General features: G+C 57.2%; 12 protein-coding genes. 5 read left to right on the top strand and 7 right to left on the bottom strand.

Annotation, left to right across the window (positions count from 1 at the left end; genetic code table 11):
* The first annotated feature begins 76 nt into the window (after positions 1 to 76).
* From clpP to BFC21_RS10285, 5 genes are all read left to right on the top strand, one after another.
* Positions 77 to 718: an ATP-dependent Clp endopeptidase proteolytic subunit ClpP gene (gene clpP, locus BFC21_RS10305; RefSeq protein ID WP_016782312.1), complete on the top strand. Its 642-nt coding sequence runs from the start codon at positions 77 to 79 to the stop codon at positions 716 to 718.
* Between the two features lie 107 nt (positions 719 to 825).
* Positions 826 to 2,109: an ATP-dependent Clp protease ATP-binding subunit ClpX gene (gene clpX, locus BFC21_RS10300; protein WP_016782313.1), complete on the top strand. Its 1,284-nt coding sequence runs from the start codon at positions 826 to 828 to the stop codon at positions 2,107 to 2,109.
* Between the two features lie 163 nt (positions 2,110 to 2,272).
* On the top strand, positions 2,273 to 4,669 hold the full coding sequence (lon, locus tag BFC21_RS10295; protein WP_016782314.1) for an endopeptidase La: 2,397 nt from the start codon (positions 2,273 to 2,275) through the stop codon (positions 4,667 to 4,669).
* 144 nt (positions 4,670 to 4,813) lie between these two features.
* Entirely contained in the window at positions 4,814 to 5,086 is a 273-nt protein-coding gene (locus tag BFC21_RS10290; RefSeq protein ID WP_016782315.1) for an HU family DNA-binding protein, read from the top strand.
* A 229-nt stretch (positions 5,087 to 5,315) separates the two neighbouring features.
* Complete coding sequence (locus BFC21_RS10285; protein WP_120266035.1) at positions 5,316 to 7,187, top strand: SurA N-terminal domain-containing protein; 1,872 nt, start codon at positions 5,316 to 5,318, stop codon at positions 7,185 to 7,187.
* 299 nt (positions 7,188 to 7,486) lie between these two features.
* On the opposite strand, the gene fabI is transcribed toward BFC21_RS10285, so the two are convergent.
* The 7 genes from fabI to BFC21_RS10250 all read right to left on the bottom strand — a co-directional run bounded on the left by fabI (position 7,487) and on the right by BFC21_RS10250 (position 17,232).
* The gene (fabI, locus tag BFC21_RS10280) at positions 7,487 to 8,281 is read right to left on the bottom strand and encodes an enoyl-ACP reductase FabI (protein WP_016782317.1); all 795 of its coding nucleotides are present in this window, start codon (positions 8,279 to 8,281) and stop codon (positions 7,487 to 7,489) included.
* Positions 8,282 to 8,300: 19 nt separating this feature from the next.
* Entirely contained in the window at positions 8,301 to 9,911 is a 1,611-nt protein-coding gene (locus BFC21_RS10275; protein ID WP_088377852.1) for an ABC transporter ATP-binding protein, read from the bottom strand.
* Position 9,912: 1 nt separating this feature from the next.
* Positions 9,913 to 10,932 carry an ABC transporter permease gene (locus tag BFC21_RS10270; protein ID WP_016782319.1) on the bottom strand — a complete coding sequence of 340 codons (1,020 nt, stop codon included), beginning with the start codon at positions 10,930 to 10,932 and terminating at the stop codon, positions 9,913 to 9,915.
* 1 nt (position 10,933) lies between these two features.
* Positions 10,934 to 12,007, bottom strand: a complete 1,074-nt coding sequence (locus BFC21_RS10265; RefSeq protein ID WP_088377851.1) for a microcin C ABC transporter permease YejB — start codon at positions 12,005 to 12,007, stop codon at positions 10,934 to 10,936.
* Positions 12,008 to 13,849, bottom strand: coding sequence for an extracellular solute-binding protein (locus BFC21_RS10260; protein WP_120266034.1), 1,842 nt, complete (start codon positions 13,847 to 13,849; stop codon positions 12,008 to 12,010). It lies immediately after the preceding gene.
* Positions 13,846 to 15,678: an extracellular solute-binding protein gene (locus BFC21_RS10255; RefSeq protein ID WP_088377849.1), complete on the bottom strand. Its 1,833-nt coding sequence runs from the start codon at positions 15,676 to 15,678 to the stop codon at positions 13,846 to 13,848. The genes BFC21_RS10260 and BFC21_RS10255 overlap by 4 nt, the downstream gene beginning before the upstream one ends.
* Positions 15,679 to 15,831: 153 nt before the next feature.
* A complete protein-coding gene (locus BFC21_RS10250; protein ID WP_088377848.1) occupies positions 15,832 to 17,232 on the bottom strand; it encodes a lytic transglycosylase domain-containing protein in 1,401 nt (466 codons plus the stop codon).
* Positions 17,233 to 17,297 lie beyond the last annotated feature (65 nt).

Raw genomic sequence — 17,297 nt, 5'->3', positions numbered from 1 at the left:
GAAAACACAACCATAAGCCAGCCTCGAGCTGGCTTATGCGTATCCAGACAAGACTATTTGGGAGTGACTGCCGGACATGTCCCGCAATTCTTATATTCAGCAGAACTCTGATATCCACGCCGCTGGCGGCCTGGTCCCGATGGTTGTCGAGCAGTCCGCCCGTGGCGAACGCGCTTACGACATCTACTCGCGCCTCCTGAAGGAGCGAATCATCTTCCTGGTCGGCCCTGTAGAAGACTACATGGCCAACCTGGTGGCGGCGCAGCTGCTGTTCCTTGAAGCCGAGAACCCGGACAAGGACATCCACCTGTACATCAACTCGCCGGGCGGTTCGGTGACTGCAGGCATGTCGATCTACGACACCATGCAATTCATCAAGCCTGACGTGTCGACCATCTGCATCGGCCAGGCCTGCAGCATGGGTGCCTTCCTGTTGGCCGGTGGCGCACCGGGCAAGCGTCACTGCCTGCCGAACTCGCGCATGATGATTCACCAGCCACTGGGCGGTTTCCAGGGCCAGGCGTCGGATATCGACATTCATGCCAAGGAAATCCTCAACATCCGTCATCGCTTGAACTCGCTGCTGGCTCACCACACGGGCCAGACCCTCGAAACCATCGAGCGCGACACCGAGCGTGACAACTTCATGAGCGCCGAGCGTGCAACCGAATACGGTTTGATCGACTCTGTGTTCAGCAAGCGTCAAATGCCCGCTTAAGCAGCTCAAATTGGGGGTGGTTGGGCTAACCGACCACCTGCGGGCTTGAAAAAGCCCGCAGTTGCCTTCATCTTGTGTTGCAAGCCTATCGGATTTGGATCGATCGAATGACTGACACCCGCAACGGCGAGGACAACGGCAAATTGCTCTATTGCTCCTTCTGTGGCAAAAGCCAGCATGAAGTGCGCAAATTGATTGCCGGCCCCTCGGTCTTTATCTGCGACGAATGCGTTGACCTGTGCAATGACATCATCCGTGAGGAGGTGCAGGAAGCCCAGGCCGAGAGCAGCGCGCATAAATTACCATCGCCAAAAGAAATCAGCGGCATCCTTGATCAATACGTCATTGGTCAGGAACGTGCCAAAAAGGTTTTGGCTGTAGCGGTGTACAACCACTACAAACGCCTTAACCAGCGTGACAAGAAGAACGACGACGTCGAACTCGGCAAGAGCAACATCCTGCTGATCGGCCCGACCGGCTCGGGTAAGACCCTGCTGGCAGAAACCCTGGCGCGCCTGCTGAATGTGCCTTTCACCATCGCTGACGCGACCACGCTGACCGAAGCCGGTTATGTGGGCGAGGATGTTGAAAACATCATTCAGAAGCTGCTGCAGAAATGCGATTACGACGTAGAAAAAGCCCAGATGGGCATTGTCTACATCGATGAAATCGACAAGATTTCGCGCAAGTCTGACAACCCTTCGATTACCCGTGATGTTTCCGGTGAAGGTGTGCAGCAGGCATTGCTCAAGCTGATCGAAGGCACCGTGGCTTCCGTACCGCCGCAAGGTGGTCGCAAGCACCCGCAGCAGGAGTTCTTGCAGGTTGATACCCGCAACATCCTGTTTATCTGTGGTGGTGCGTTCTCGGGCCTGGAGAAGGTTGTACAGGCTCGCTCGACTCGCGGCGGCATCGGCTTCAGTGCTGAAGTACGCAGCAAGGAAGAGGGCAAGAAGGTTGGCGAATCCCTGCGTGAAGTCGAACCTGACGATCTGGTCAAGTTTGGCCTGATCCCGGAATTCGTGGGTCGTCTGCCTGTTCTGGCAACGCTCGACGAGCTGGACGAAGCTGCCTTGATGCAGATTCTGACCGAGCCGAAGAACGCGCTGACCAAGCAGTATGGCAAGTTGTTCGAGATGGAAGGTGTAGACCTCGAGTTCCGTGCTGACGCCCTGAAAGCCGTGGCCAAGCGAGCGCTCGAGCGCAAGACTGGCGCCCGTGGCCTGCGTTCGATTCTTGAAGGCGTGCTGCTCGATACCATGTACGAAATCCCCTCGCAGTCCGAGGTGAGTAAAGTGGTGATCGACGAAAGCGTTATAGAAGGTAAGTCCAAACCGTTGTTGATCTATGAAAACAACGAGGCGACTGCCAAGGTTGCACCTGACGCGTAAATGCAGTGTCGGGCATTGCACATTGCGTGTTAAAGAAGGGGCCTTCGGGCCCCTTTGTTTTTCCTGTGGTTCAACGCTTGTTTTTTTTCAAGACTGCCCCCATCTTGGCTTCAAGCTTACATCCATCTGATTACGGCCTTATGGCCGCCGTAGAGGCGAAATCATGAAGACAACCATCGAATTGCCTCTCCTGCCATTGCGCGATGTTGTGGTTTATCCGCACATGGTGATCCCACTGTTCGTGGGACGCGAGAAGTCGATCGAGGCCCTTGAGGCTGCGATGACGGGCGACAAGCAGATTTTGCTGCTGGCTCAAAAGAATCCTGCTGACGATGATCCGGGCGAAGACGCTCTGTATCGGGTCGGCACCATTGCAACTGTCCTGCAATTGCTCAAACTCCCGGACGGCACGGTTAAAGTGCTGGTTGAGGGTGAGCAGCGCGGTGCGGTCGAGCATTTTGGCCAGGCAGATGGTTATCTGAGTGCCGAAGTCTCCCTGATTGACGAAGTGGCTGCCCCGGATCGTGAATCCGAAGTGTTTGTGCGCAGCCTGCTGTCCCAGTTCGAGCAATATGTGCAACTGGGCAAAAAAGTCCCGGCCGAGGTGCTGTCATCGCTTAACAGCATTGATGAGCCAAGCCGTCTGGTCGATACGATGGCTGCCCATATGGCACTCAAGATCGAGCAGAAGCAGGAAATCCTCGAAATCATCGACCTGCAGGCCCGTGTTGAACACGTTCTGGCCCTGCTGGATGCCGAGATCGACCTGCTGCAGGTTGAAAAACGCATCCGTGGCCGCGTTAAAAAGCAAATGGAGCGCAGCCAGCGCGAGTACTACCTGAATGAGCAGATGAAGGCCATTCAGAAAGAGCTGGGTGATGGTGACGAAGGTCACAATGAAATCGAAGAGCTGAAAAAGCGTATCGATGCTGCTGGCCTGCCCAAAGATGCAATGGCCAAGGCCCAGGCCGAGCTGAACAAGCTCAAGCAAATGTCGCCAATGTCTGCAGAAGCCACGGTGGTGCGCTCCTACATCGACTGGCTGGTGCAGGTGCCGTGGAAGGCCCAGAGCAAGGTGCGTCTGGATCTCAAGCGCGCCGAAGACATCCTGGACGCAGACCACTACGGTCTGGACGAAGTCAAAGAACGGATCCTCGAATATCTCGCCGTGCAAAAACGCGTGAAGAAAATTCGTGGCCCGGTTTTGTGCCTGGTCGGTCCTCCGGGCGTCGGTAAAACCTCGCTCGCCGAGTCTATTGCCCACGCAACAAACCGTAAATTTGTACGCATGGCCTTGGGTGGCGTGCGTGATGAAGCGGAAATCCGTGGCCATCGCCGTACTTACATCGGTTCGATGCCAGGAAGATTGATTCAAAAGATGACCAAGGTGGGTGTGCGCAACCCGTTGTTCCTGCTCGATGAAATCGACAAGATGGGCAGCGACATGCGTGGCGATCCGGCTTCGGCATTGCTTGAGGTGTTGGATCCCGAGCAGAACCACAATTTCAACGATCATTACCTGGAGGTCGATTACGACCTGTCCGATGTGATGTTCCTGTGTACCTCCAACTCGATGAACATCCCGCCAGCCTTGCTGGACCGGATGGAAGTCATTCGTCTGCCTGGCTACACCGAAGACGAAAAAATCAATATTGCCGTCAAATACCTGGCCCCGAAACAAATTGAAGCCAATGGCTTGAAGAAGGGCGAGCTGGCGTTTGATAACGAAGCCATCCGCGACATTATCCGCTACTACACCCGCGAAGCCGGTGTGCGGGGCCTTGAGCGCCAGATTGCGAAGATCTGCCGCAAGGCGGTCAAGGAGCATGCGCTGGAAAAACGCTTTGCCGTCACCGTCACCCCAGAGCTGCTCGAGCACTTTTTGGGTGTAAGAAAATTCAGCTACGGTTTGGCTGAAGTTCAGGATCAGATCGGTCAGGTGACCGGCCTTGCCTGGACCCAGGTGGGTGGCGAACTGTTGACCATCGAAGCGGCCGTTGTGCCTGGCAAAGGCCAGCTGATCAAGACCGGTTCGCTGGGCGATGTGATGGTCGAGTCGATCACCGCTGCTTTGACGGTGGTCCGCAGCCGTGCCAAAAGCCTCGGTATCCCGTTGGATTTCCACGAAAAACGCGATATTCACATCCATATGCCGGAAGGCGCCACACCTAAAGATGGCCCTAGTGCCGGTGTGGGCATGTGCACGGCCCTGGTCTCTGCATTGACGCTGATTCCGGTGCGCGCAGATGTTGCCATGACAGGTGAAATTACCTTGCGTGGTCAGGTACTGGCTATTGGTGGCCTGAAGGAAAAATTACTGGCAGCTCACCGTGGTGGGATCAAGACTGTAATTATTCCAGAAGAAAACGTTCGTGATCTGAAGGAAATTCCTGACAACATCAAACAGGATCTTCAGATCAAACCGGTTAAATGGATTGACGAAGTCCTGCAAATTGCGCTGCAATACGCCCCGGAGCCCTTGCCGGATGTGGCTCCCGAGATTGTTGCCAAGGACGACAAGCGAGAGTCTGACTCTAAGGAAAGAATTAGCACGCATTAATATGGCTTTGCCTGATGGGCTTGTTGACGCGTTTTGGAGCCCTTGTTATAAAGCGGCTCATAAGTGTCAACAAGTGCTTCAGCGGTCGTCTGCTTTTACCAAAAACTTTAGAAACATACTCAGATAGATATAAGGGGACTTAGAGTGAACAAGTCGGAACTGATTGATGCTATCGCTGCATCTGCTGATATCCCGAAAGCTGCAGCTGGCCGTGCGCTGGACGCAGTAATCGAATCCGTCACTGGCGCTCTTAAGGCTGGCGACTCTGTGGTACTGGTTGGTTTTGGTACTTTCTCTGTAACCGATCGCCCTGCTCGTATTGGTCGTAACCCACAGACCGGTAAAACGCTGGAAATTCCTGCTGCTAAAAAACCAGGCTTCAAAGCCGGTAAAGCACTGAAAGAAGCGGTTAACTAAGTTTCTGTAACACTTTTTACCCAACCGGGTCAGGCGCACGCCAGGCTTGGCAGCGGAGCGGTAGTGCAGTCGATGGCAACATCGATGTGTGACGCCGGGGGTCGCGGGTTCGAGCCCGGTCCGCTCCGCCAGTTACGAGAAGGCGCATCCTCGGATGCGCCTTTCTTCTATCCGGACTCTACCCACGCTCCACGGTTGCTCATTATGCAAGACCGTTTCTGGGGGAAGCATGCTGCAAAATATCAGGGACAATTCACAAGGCTGGATTGCCAAGACCATCATCGGTGTCATCGTCGCATTAATGGCGTTGACCGGTTTCGATGCCATTTTTCAAGCCACCTCTACCAGCCAGGATGCTGCCAAGGTCAACGGTGAAGAAATTACCCAGGTTGAACTGAGCCAGGCCGTCGACATGCAACGTCGTCAGCTGCTGCAGCAGTTGGGCAAGGACTTCGATTCGTCGTTGCTGGATGAAAAAATGCTGCGTGAAGCGGCCCTCAAAGGGCTGATCGATCGCAAGCTGTTGCTGCAAGGCGCCAAAGACGCGAAATTTTCGTTCTCTGAAGCCGCGTTGGACCAGGTCATTCTGTTGACCCCTGAATTTCAGGAAGACGGCAAGTTCAGCCCTGAGCGTTTCGACCAGGTGATCCGTCAACTGGGTTACGGTCGCCTGCAGTTCCGTAACATGCTGGGTGAGGAAATGCTGATTGGTCAGCTGCGTGCCGGTCTGGCGGGCAGTGGTTTCGTGACCGATGAGCAGGTGAATGCGTTTGCCCGTCTGGAAAAACAAACCCGTGATTTCGCTTCGCTGAACATCAAGGCCGACCCGGCTGCGGTGAAACTGAGCGACGCCGAGATCAAGGCTTACTACGACGAGCACGCCAAAGAATTCATGACCCCTGATCAGGTGGTGATCGACTATATCGAGTTGAAGAAGTCCGCTTTCTTTGACCAGGTAGCCGTGAAGGATGACGAGCTGCAAGCCTTGTATCAGAAGGAAATCGCCAACCTGGCCGAACAACGCCGGGCTGCGCATATCCTGATCGAAGTGAATGACAAGGTCAGCGACGAGCAGGCCAAGGCCAAGATCGCCGAGATTCAGCAGCGCCTGGCCAAAGGCGAAAGCTTCGAAGCTCTGGCCAAGGAGTTCTCCCAGGATCCTGGCTCGGCTGCCAATGGCGGTGACCTGGGCTTCGCAGGCCCGGGTGTTTATGACCCTGTGTTCGAAACGGCGGTTTATGGGTTGAAGCAGGACCAGGTGTCGGAGCCGGTGCGTACCAGCTTCGGTTATCACCTGATCAAGCTGCTGGGCGTTGAAGCACCGCAAGTGCCGAGCTTTGCCAGCCTGAAAGACAAGCTGACCCATGACCTGAAAACCCAGCAGGTTGAACGCCTGTTTGTCGATGCGACCAAGCAATTGGAAGACTCGGCGTTTGAAGCGTCCGATCTGGCTCAGCCGGCTCAAGAGCTCAAGCTGACCGTGCATACCTCTGCGCCATTTGGTCGTGAAGGCGGCGACGGTGTTACCGCCAATCGCGCGGTGATTCAAGCTGCATTCAGCACCGAAGTGATGGATGAAGGGGCGAACAGTACGGCGCTGGAGCTGGACCCTGAGACCGTAGTGGTATTGCGCGTCAAGGAGCACCGCAAGCCTGAGCAGTTGCCGCTGGAGGCTGTGGCCTCGAGCATTCGTGCGCAACTGGTCAAGGAGCACGCCAGTGCTGCGGCCAAAGCCCGTGCTGAAGAGATCATCAAGGAACTGCGCGATGGCAAACTGCCGTTGAACCAGCCGATTGATGGTCAGTCGTGGAAGGTTCAGGAAGCGGTTGCTCGTGGCCAGGAAGGTATTGATCCTGCCGTGCTGCAAGCCGTGTTCCGTATGCCTAAACCGGCAGCCAAGGACAAGCCGACTTTCGGTAGCGTCACCCTGGCTGATGGCACTGTGGTTGTGCTGCGTTTGAATGGCGTCAACGATGCAGTAGCGCCGACTGAAGAAGAGAAAGCGTCGTATCGCCGCTTCCTCGCTTCGCGTGTGGGTCAGCAAGATTTTGCTGCCTACCGCAAGCAGCTGGAAAACGAAGCCAAGGTTGAGCGCTACTAAGCGTTGAATCTGCTTCATCGAAAATGGCCGCTCATTGAGCGGCCATTTTTTTGCGCCTGCTTTTTTTTGTGGGAGCGGGCTTGCTCGCGATGCAGGCAGCGCGGTATGACAGGCACACTGCGTTGATGCCATCGCGGGCAAGCCCGCTCCCACAGGTCATCTCCCACAGGTCATCTCCCACAGGTCATCTCCCACAGGTCATTTTTCACAGGTCATCTTCCACAGGTTTTCCTGAGACAAAAAAACGCCCGGTGCAATCACTGCACCGGGCGTTTTGTGTAGCGGCTACTGCGAAGAAGTTACTCTTCGAGGCTGCCCATAGCGGTGGTGTTGAAGCCGCCGTCTACGTACATGATTTCGCCGCTGATGCCCGACGCCAGGTCCGAGCACAGGAAGGCGCCGGCATTGCCGACTTCATCGATGGTCACGTTGCGACGCAGTGGGGTCTGCGCTTCGTTGGCCGCCAGCATTTTGCGGAAGTTCTTGATGCCCGACGCTGCCAGGGTACGGATCGGGCCTGCCGATACGCAGTTAACGCGAGTGCCCTCAGGGCCCAGGCTGCCTGCCAGGTAACGTACACCGGCTTCCAGGCTGGCCTTGGCCATGCCCATCACGTTGTAGTTAGGCATGGTGCGCTCGGCGCCCAGGTAGGACAGGGTCAGCAGGCTGCCATTGCGGCCTTTCATCATTGGGCGGCCAGCTTTGGCCAGGGCCACGAAGCTGTAGGCGCTGATGTCGTGAGCGATGCGGAAGCCTTCACGGGTGGTAGCGTCGGTGAAGTCGCCATCCAGTTGGTCGCCCGGGGCGAAACCTACGGAGTGAACGATGCAGTCCAGACCGTCCCACTTCTTGCTCAGGTCTTCGAAAACCTTGGCGATTTCTTCATCGCTGGCCACGTCGCAAGGGAAGCACAGCTCAGGGTTCGAGCCCCAGCCTGCGGCGAATTCTTCAACACGACCTTTCAGCTTTTCGTTCTGATAAGTGAAAGCCAGCTCGGCGCCTTCACGGTGCATGGCGGCAGCAATGCCAGAAGCGATGGACAATTTGCTCGCGACGCCAACGATCAGTACGCGCTTACCGGTGAGAAAACCCATGTGTTGTTCCTCTATCAGGTTAATCGACAGCCACTGGTGCCAAAAAGGCGGCTTCCAGCAGCTGTTGTGTATATGGATGTTGCGGTGAGGCAAAGATACTTTGCGCATCACCCTGTTCGACCACTTGGCCATGCTTGACCACCATTAACTGGTGGCTCAGCGCTTTGACCACAGCCAGGTCATGGCTGATAAACAAATACGTCAGGTTGTGCCTGGTTTGCAGTGAGCGCAGCAGCTCAACCACCTGGCGCTGTACTGTGCGGTCCAACGCCGAGGTTGGCTCGTCCAGCAAGATCAGCTCCGGCTTCAACACCAGGGCGCGGGCAATGGCGATTCGTTGCCGTTGTCCGCCTGAAAACTCGTGAGGGTAACGGTGCCGGGTTTCCGGATCCAGACCTACTTCTCGCAAGGCTTCAATAATTGCAATTTCCTGCTCCGCATCGGTACCCATGCGGTGGATGCGCAAACCTTCACCGACAATCTCGCTGACGCTCATGCGCGGGCTGAGACTGCCAAAGGGGTCCTGGAACACCACCTGCATTTCCCGGCGCAGCGGCCGTACTTCTTTCTGCGACAAACAGTCTAGCCGTTTGCCTTCAAAACTGATCGAACCCTGGCTGGCAATCAAACGTAAAATCGCCAGCCCCAGGGTCGACTTGCCCGATCCGCTTTCGCCCACAATCCCCAGGGTCTGCCCCTGGGGCAGGCTGAAATTGATGCCGTCGACCGCTTTCACGTAATCGACGGTCTTGCGTAGCAGGCCTTTCTTGATCGGGAACCAGACTTTCAGGTCCTCGACTTGCAGCAATGGCGGGCCGGCAACCGTGTTGGCCGGACCTCCGCTGGGCTCTGCACTGAGCAGTTCCCGGGTGTAGGGATGCTGCGGCGAACGGAACAGCTGCTCGCACGATGCTTGTTCGACGATTAAACCGCGCTGCATGACACATACTCGATGTGCAATTCTTCGCACCAGGTTCAAATCGTGACTGATCAGTAACAACGACATGCCCAGCCGCGCCTGCAGGTCCTTGAGCAAATCGAGAATCTTGAGCTGTACCGTGACGTCCAGAGCCGTGGTGGGTTCATCGGCAATCAGCAGCTCGGGCTCATTGGCCAGGGCCATCGCGATCATCACCCGCTGCCTCTGGCCGCCTGAGAGCTCGTGTGGCAGGGCCTTGAGGCGTTTGTGAGGCTCAGGGATGCCTACCAGCTCAAGCAGCTCCAGGGTGCGCTGTGTGGCGGCCTTGCCGGTAAGCCCCTTGTGAATGCCCAGCACCTCATTGATTTGTTTTTCAATGCTGTGCAGCGGGTTGAGCGAAGTCATCGGCTCCTGAAAAATCATTGCTATGCGATTGCCGCGGATGTGCCGCAGTTTTTTTTCGTCCGCGCTCAGCAAATCATGCCCGCCATAGGTGATCGTGCCGGTAGGGTGGCGCGCAAGCGGGTAGGGCAACAGCCTGAGGATCGAGTGCGCAGTCACCGATTTGCCCGAGCCGCTTTCGCCGACCAGGGCCAGGGTTTCGCCACGCCTGATATCAAAACTGATGCCTTGCACCACCCGCTGCGGGGTTTGCGCCGCGACAAACTCGACGCTGAGGTCGCGCACTTCGATCAGATTGTCCTGCGTCATGTTATTTCCTCGGGTCGAAGGCATCGCGGGCGGACTCACCGATAAACACCAGCAGGCTGAGCATGATGGCCAGTACCGCGAACGCACTGATGCCCAGCCACGGCGCTTGCAGGTTGGACTTGCCCTGGGCCACCAGTTCACCCAGCGACGGTGCCCCCGGCGGCAGGCCGAAGCCCAGGAAGTCCAGCGCAGTGAGGGTGCCGATGGCGCCAGTGAGGATAAACGGCATAAAGGTCATGGTGGAGACCATCGCGTTGGGCAGGATGTGGCGGTACATGATGGCCATGTCCTGCATGCCGAGGGCACGGGCGGCGCGCACATATTCCAGATTACGCCCGCGGAGGAATTCGGCGCGTACTACGTCCACCAGGCTCATCCAGGAGAACAGCAACATGATGCCCAGTAGCCACCAGAAGTTGGGCTGCACGAAACTGGCGAGGATGATCAACAGGTACAGCACCGGCAAGCCTGACCAGATTTCCAGAAAGCGCTGACCGGCAAGGTCGACCCAGCCGCCATAAAAACCCTGCAAGGCCCCGGCGATTACACCGATGATCGAGCTCAGGACGGTCAGGGTCAGGGCGAACAGCACCGATATACGAAAACCATAAATCACCCGTGCCAGCACATCGCGGCCTTGGTCATCGGTGCCCAGCCAGTTCTCGGCGGAGGGCGGGGCGGGGGCCGGGACTTTCAGGTCGTAGTTGATGCTCTGATAGCTGTAGGGGATAGGCGGCCACAGCACCCAGGCATCTTTCTTGGCCAGCAGTTCACGGATATACGGGCTTTTGTAGTTGGCTTCGAGGGGGAATTCGCCGCCAAAGTCGGTCTCGGGATAGCGCTTGAGTGCCGGGAAATACCACTCCCCGTCGTAATTGATGACCAGCGGCTTGTCGTTGGCGATGAACTCGGCGTTGAGGCTGAGCCCGAACAGCACCAGAAAGATCCACAGCGACCACCAGCCACGCTTGTTGGCTTTGAATCGGGCAAAACGGCGTCGATTGAGGGGGGATAATTTCATCTCAATGCTCCCTGCTTTCAAAGTCGATGCGCGGATCAACCAGGGTGTATGAGAGGTCACCGATCAGCTTCACCACCAGCCCGACCAGCGTGAAAATAAACAGGGTGCCAAATACCACGGGGTAGTCGCGGTTGATTGCCGCCTCGAAACTCATCAGGCCCAGGCCGTCGAGGGAGAAAATCACTTCGACCAGCAACGAGCCGGTAAAGAAAATTCCGATAAAGGCCGAAGGGAAACCGGCAATCACCAGCAGCATGGCATTGCGGAACACGTGGCCATAGAGCACGCGGTGGTTGGTCAGGCCCTTGGCTTTGGCAGTGACGACGTACTGTTTGTTGATTTCATCCAGAAAGCTGTTTTTGGTCAGCAGGGTCATGGTGGCGAAGTTGCCGATCACCAGTGCCGTAACGGGCAAGGCCAGGTGCCAGAAGTAATCGAGAATCTTGCCGCCCAGGCTCAGCTCGTCGAAGTTATTGGAGGTCAGGCCGCGCAAGGGGAACCAGTCGAGGTAACTGCCCCCGGCAAACAGCACGATCAGCAGGATGGCAAACAGAAAGGCCGGGATGGCATAGCCGACGATGATCAGTGAACTGGTCCAGACATCGAAGTGGCTACCGTGGCGCGTGGCCTTGGCGATCCCCAGGGGGATCGAGACCAGGTACATGATCAGGGTGCTCCATAATCCCAGCGAGATGGAGACGGGCATTTTTTCCTTGATCAGGTCGATGACCTTGGCATCGCGGAAGAAACTCTCGCCGAAGTCCAGCTGGGCGTAGTTCTTGATCATGATCCACAAGCGTTCCGGCGCCGACTTGTCGAAGCCGTACATCTTTTCGATTTCCTTGATCAGTTCCGGATCCAGCCCCTGAGCGCCGCGGTAGTTGGAGCCCGCCACCGAGACTTCCGAGCCACCACCGGCAATGCGACTGGTGGCGCCGTCAAAGCCTTCGAGCTTGGCGATCATTTGTTCAACCGGGCCACCGGGCGCCGCCTGGATAATGATGAAGTTGATCAGCAGTATCCCGAAAAGCGTCGGAATGATCAGCAGCAGTCGCCTGATAATATAAGCCAGCATTTAAGGCTCCTGGCTCGCGCTTGAAGGTGGGTTCGAGGGTGCAGGTTGGACGTCAGGTTTGGCCCACCAGGTGGTGGTGCCAATGTCGTATTTGGGCGTGATTTCAGGGTGGCCAATATGGTTCGAGTAGGCCACGCGCCAGGTTTTGATATGCCAGTTGGGGATCACATAAAAGCCCCACTGCAGCACGCGGTCCAGCGCCCGGGCATGGTTGATCAGGCTTTGTCGGGACTCGGCGTTGATCAGGCCTTCGGTCAACTGGTCAATGGCCGGGTCCTTGAGGCCGATAAAGTTGCGGCTACCGGGCTTGTCGATGCTCTGCGACTCCCAGTATTCACGCTGCTCGCTGCCCGGTGAGTTGGATTGCGGGAAACTGCCGACAATCATGTCGTAATCCCGTGAGCGCAGGCGGTTGAGGTACTGGGAGGTGTCGACCCGGCGAATCTGCAAGTCGATGCCCAGGTCACTGAGGTTGCGCTTGAACGGCAGCAGGATGCGTTCGAACTCGGTTTGCGCGAGCAAAAATTCGATTTTTACCGGTTTGCCCTGGGCGTCGACCATCTTGTCATCGACGATGCGCCAGCCGGCGTCTTGCAGCAGTTGGTAGGCGCGGCGCTGTTGCTCGCGAATCATGCCGCTGGCATCGGTAACACTGGGCTTGAACACGTCCGTGAACACCTGCTCGGGAATCTGCCCGCGCAAGGGCTCCAAAATGGCCAGCTCAGCTTCGCTCGGCGGTGCCTTGGCGGCCATTTCCGAGTTCTCGAAGTAGCTGCCAGTGCGCGCATAGGCGCCGTTGAACAGTTGCTTGTTGGCCCACTCAAAATCAAACAGCAGGCTCAGCGCCTCGCGAACGCGCACATCCTGGAACATGGGCCTGCGCAGGTTGAAGATAAACCCCTGCATGCCCGTCGGATTGTGATTACGAATTTCTTCTTTTTTCAGGCGGCCCTGGGTAAAGGCCGGGGCGTTGTAGGCCCCCGCCCAGTTTTTCGCGCTGATCTCCAGCCAGTAATCAAACTGGCCGGCCTTGAGCGCTTCGAAGGCGACGCTGTTGTCGCGAAAGTAATCGACGGTGATGGCGTCGAAGTTGTACAGGCCCTTGTTGATGGGCAGGTCCTTGCCCCAGTAGTCCTTGTTGCGCTCGTAACGGATCGAGCGCCCGGGCTTGATCTCGGCGATGGTGTAGGGGCCGCTGCCGGGCGGGATTTCCAGGTTGCCCTTGTTGAAGTCGCGGGTTTCCCACCAGTGCTTGGGCAGTACCGGGAGCTGGCCAAGGATCAGCGGCAGTTCGCGGTTTTTGTTGTGCTTGAAGGTGAATTTGACCTGCAGCGGGTTTTCCGCGATGGCCTGGTCGACATCGCTGTAATAGCCCTTGTACAGCGGTGAGCCGCTTTTCATCAGGGTATCGAAGCTGAAAACCACATCTTCGGCGCGAATTGGGTGGCCGTCGCTGAACTTGGCTTCGGGCCGCAGGTAATAGCGAACCCAGCTGTTGTCCGGGGCTTTTTCGATTTTTTCGGCGATCAGGCCGTAGGCCGTGAAGGGTTCATCCAGGGTTGAGCGGGCCAGGGTGTCGTAGGTCAGTTCGATATCGTCGGCCGGCACGCCTTTGTTGATAAAGGGGTTGAGGCTGTCGAAGCTGCCCAGTGCGGACTTGCGAAACGTGCCGCCCTTGGGCGCATCCGGATTGACGTATTCCACATGCTTGAAATTGGCTGGGTATTTCGGCGGCTCGTCGTAGAGGGTCAGGGCATGCTGGGGAGCGGCCAGCGCTGCACAGGCAAAACCGGCCAATAGCATGCTGCAAAGTGGCTTTAGCAAGGTATGCAAGGGCATCATTGTTTTTTCTCCGTAGGCTTAAGCCACCACGCGCTAAGGCCCAGTGTGTAGGGCGGCGTAGTCACAAAGGCGAACCGGTTGCGGTACGCCAGGCGGTGATAGTTCAGATACCAGTTGGGAATAATGTAGTGCTGCCACAGCAGGACGCGGTCCAGGGCCCGGCCGGCAGACAATTGCTCGTCGCGGGTCTGGACGGCCAGCAAGCGCTCCAGCAACTGATCCACGACCGGGTTGGCCACACCCGCATAATTCTTGCTGCCCTTGACGTTGGCCTGGCTCGAATGGAAGTACTGCCACTGCTCAAGACCGGGGCTCAGGGTCTGGTCGAGGGTCATCAGGATCATGTCAAAGTCGAATTGATCCAGGCGCTGTTTGTATTGCGCGCGATCCACGGTGCGCAGCCGGGCGTCGATACCGATACTGGCCAGGTTTTCCACATAGGGCTGCAGGATGCGCTCAAGGTTGGGGTTTACCAGCAATATTTCGAACCGCAGCGGTTTGCCTTCACTATTGAGCAGCCGTTGGCCGGAGAGTTTCCAGCCACTTTCACCCAGTAGCGCCAAAGCCTGGCGCAAGGTTTCACGGGGGATACCGCGACCATCGGTGTGCGGCAGGGCAAAGGGCTGGTTGAACAGCTCGGCAGGCAGCTGGCTGCGCCAGGGAGACAGCATGAGCCACTCATGCCCCTGGGGGATGCCGCTGGCCGAAAACTCGCTGTTGGGGTAATAGCTCATGGCCCGCTGATAGGCGCCGTTGAACAGCGTGCGGTTAGTCCATTCAAAGTCGAACATCAGGCCCAGGGCTTCACGGACGTTGTCCTGGGCGAAGGTGGGGCGACGGCTGTTCATAAACAGCCCCTGGGTTTGTGTCGGGATCTGGTGGGTGATTTCGGCCTTGATCACCTCGCCGCGCCGCACCGCCGGAAAGTTGTAGCCGTTGGCCCAGTTCTTGGCCTGGTGCTCGATGTAAATGTCGAACTCGCGGGCCTTGAACGCCTCGAAGGCGACATCACTGTCGCGGTAGAACTCCACTTCGACCCGCTCGAAATTGTATTTGCCGCGGTTAACCGGCAGGTTGGCGCCCCACCAGTTTTTTACGTGTTCGAAGACCAGCTGGCGCCCGGGGGTGACCTTGGTGATGCGATAAGGCCCGCTGCCTAGCGGTGGCTCGAAGGTGGTGGCTTTGAAGTCGCGCGTTGCCCAGTAATGCTGGGGCAGCACGGGCAGTTCGCCCAGGCGCAGGATCAGCAAGGGGTTGCCGGCGCGCTTGAATACGAAGCGAATCCGCTTGGGCCCCAGAATATCGACCCGCTGGACTTCCTGAAGGTTGGTGCGGTATTGCGGATGGCCTTCTTTAAGCAGCAGGTTGTATGAGAAGGCTACGTCGTAGGCCGTTATCGGCGCACCGTCGTGAAAACGGGCTTCGGGGCGCAGGTTAAAAACCACCCAGCTGCGGTCTTCGTTGTACTCCACCGATTGGGCGATCAAGCCATAACTGGAGGTGGGTTCATCGCCGGAAGGGGCGTACTGGCCCGTGCCTGCCATCAGCGTTTCGTTGAGTTCATTGACCCCGTATTGCAGGAAGTTGGGGGTCGAGACCGGGCTGGTGCCTTTGAAAGTGTAGGGGTTGAGCGTGTCGAAGGTGCCGAACGCCATGACCTTCAAGGTGCCACCTTTGGGCGCGTCAGGGTTTACCCAGTCGAAATGGGTAAAGGTGGCCGGGTACTTGAGTGTGCCGAACTGCGCATACCCGTGGCTTTCGCTCAGGGTTGCGCTGGCGGGGAAGCTCAAGGCCAGGCTGATAAGTAGCGTAAGGAGGGGACGCGTCAAGTCAGAGATCCGATCCAGGCATTGGGCTTAAGGTTTCCTTACAGTAACAGCTTGTATCTGTAGGAAAAAGGCCACTCAGGAAAGCACTACGGGCAAGCTTCGCCCTACTTTTTTGTAGGGATCAGCTTGCCCGCACGGGTATCTGTGGTGTGCTTATCGCGGTTTGGAAACGGTCAGCATTTGCCCCGGCTTGAGGGCTTTGGCGCTGTTGGGATTCCAGCGCTTGAGATGTTGCATCTCAACGTTGAAACGCTTGGCAACGATATACAGCGAATCGCCTTTCTGTACCTTGTATTGCGTAGGCTTGCGGCCTGACGGTTTGCGCGTGTCCTGCATGACCAGGATCTGCCCGGCCTTGAGATTGTTGCCGCTGAGCTTGTTCCAGTGCTGCAGGTCTTTGACATCGACCTTGTTGGCCTTGGCAATCAGGGTCAGGTTGTCGCCGCTCTTGACCCGGTACTTGCGGTTCAGGCGGGCAGGCGATGCGCTTGCTACCTTGTCAAACACCGGCTTGTTGGGGCGCAGGCTGACCAGTTGGTCGGAGCTGAGATTGGACAGGCTGGCGGTCAACAGCTGGGCTTTGGCCGTGGGGACCAGCAGGTGCTGCGGACCATCGGTGGTGGCGCGCTGCTTGTAGGCCGGATTGAGCTGGAACATCTCGTCTTCGTCGATCTCGGCCAGGGCTGCCACGCGGGACAGGTCCATGGACTGCTTGATCTCGACCATTTCGAAGTAAGGTTCGTTGGCGATCGGGTTCAGGTTGATGCCGTAGGCTTCAGGGGCCAGAACCACTTGCGACAGGGCCAGAAGTTTTGGCACGTAGTCTTTGGTTTCCTGGGGCAGTGGCAGGTTCCAGTAGTCGGTAGGCAAACCGAGCTTTTCATTGCGCTCGATGGCCCGGCTGACGGTGCCTTCGCCGGCGTTGTAGGCCGCCAGGGCCAGCAGCCAGTCGCCGTTGAACATGTCATGCAGACGGTTCAGGTAGTTCAGGGCAGCGAGGGTCGAGGCCGTGATATCACGACGACCGTCATAGGCCCGGGTTTGGCGCAGGTTGAAGTAACGACCGGTAGACGGAATGAACTGCCAGAGCCCGACCGCATTGGCGTGGGAATACGCCATAGGGTTGTAGGCGCTTTCGATGGCTGGCAGCAAGGCCAGTTCCAGCGGCATGTTGCGCTCTTCCAGACGCTCTACGATGTAATGAATATAAAGGCTGCCGCGCTCGCCGGCGTTTTCCAGGAAGGACGGGTTGCTGGCAAACCACAGGCGTTGTTGTTCAATGCGGGGGTTGACGTTCTGCCCGTCCTGCAACTTGAAACCCTGGCGCATGCGCTCCCAAACGTCTTGTGGGGGCAGGGGGCTGGGCTTCTGGCTGAGCCAGAGGGGATCCTGGGGTATGCGTTTGGCGATTTTAAGGCTGGCCCGCTCGGTGGTCTGCGCCGAATGATCCATGGATTGGCAGCCCGCGAGGGTGGCGGACACAGCCACCGCGATGGCTTTGACCAAGCGCGTCAATGCGTCTGAATTGATGGCGTTACCTTTAAATGACGACATTGTTTTGAAAAAAGTTCAGGAAAAAATGTCGGGGGATTCTAGAAAGCAGGGGGGGCGCGGTCAAC

Source organism: Pseudomonas sp. TMW 2.1634 (assembly GCF_001703595.1).
GTDB classification, from domain to species: domain Bacteria; phylum Pseudomonadota; class Gammaproteobacteria; order Pseudomonadales; family Pseudomonadaceae; genus Aquipseudomonas; species Aquipseudomonas fragi.
This window is presented reverse-complemented; position numbering and strand designations above follow the sequence as displayed.

Excerpts from the sequence above, each read along its gene's own strand:
- BFC21_RS10250 (WP_088377848.1), bottom strand. The coding sequence starts at position 17,232 with ATGTCGTCATTTAAAGGTAACGCCATCAATTCAGACGCATTGACGCGC.
- BFC21_RS10260 (WP_120266034.1), bottom strand. The coding sequence starts at position 13,849 with ATGATGCCCTTGCATACCTTGCTAAAGCCACTTTGCAGCATGCTATTG.
- clpP (WP_016782312.1), top strand. The coding sequence starts at position 77 with ATGTCCCGCAATTCTTATATTCAGCAGAACTCTGATATCCACGCCGCT.
- fabI (WP_016782317.1), bottom strand. The coding sequence starts at position 8,281 with ATGGGTTTTCTCACCGGTAAGCGCGTACTGATCGTTGGCGTCGCGAGC.
- clpX (WP_016782313.1), top strand. The coding sequence starts at position 826 with ATGACTGACACCCGCAACGGCGAGGACAACGGCAAATTGCTCTATTGC.
- BFC21_RS10265 (WP_088377851.1), bottom strand. The coding sequence starts at position 12,007 with ATGCTGGCTTATATTATCAGGCGACTGCTGCTGATCATTCCGACGCTT.
- lon (WP_016782314.1), top strand. The coding sequence starts at position 2,273 with ATGAAGACAACCATCGAATTGCCTCTCCTGCCATTGCGCGATGTTGTG.
- BFC21_RS10275 (WP_088377852.1), bottom strand. The coding sequence starts at position 9,911 with ATGACGCAGGACAATCTGATCGAAGTGCGCGACCTCAGCGTCGAGTTT.
- BFC21_RS10270 (WP_016782319.1), bottom strand. The coding sequence starts at position 10,932 with ATGAAATTATCCCCCCTCAATCGACGCCGTTTTGCCCGATTCAAAGCC.
- BFC21_RS10285 (WP_120266035.1), top strand. The coding sequence starts at position 5,316 with ATGCTGCAAAATATCAGGGACAATTCACAAGGCTGGATTGCCAAGACC.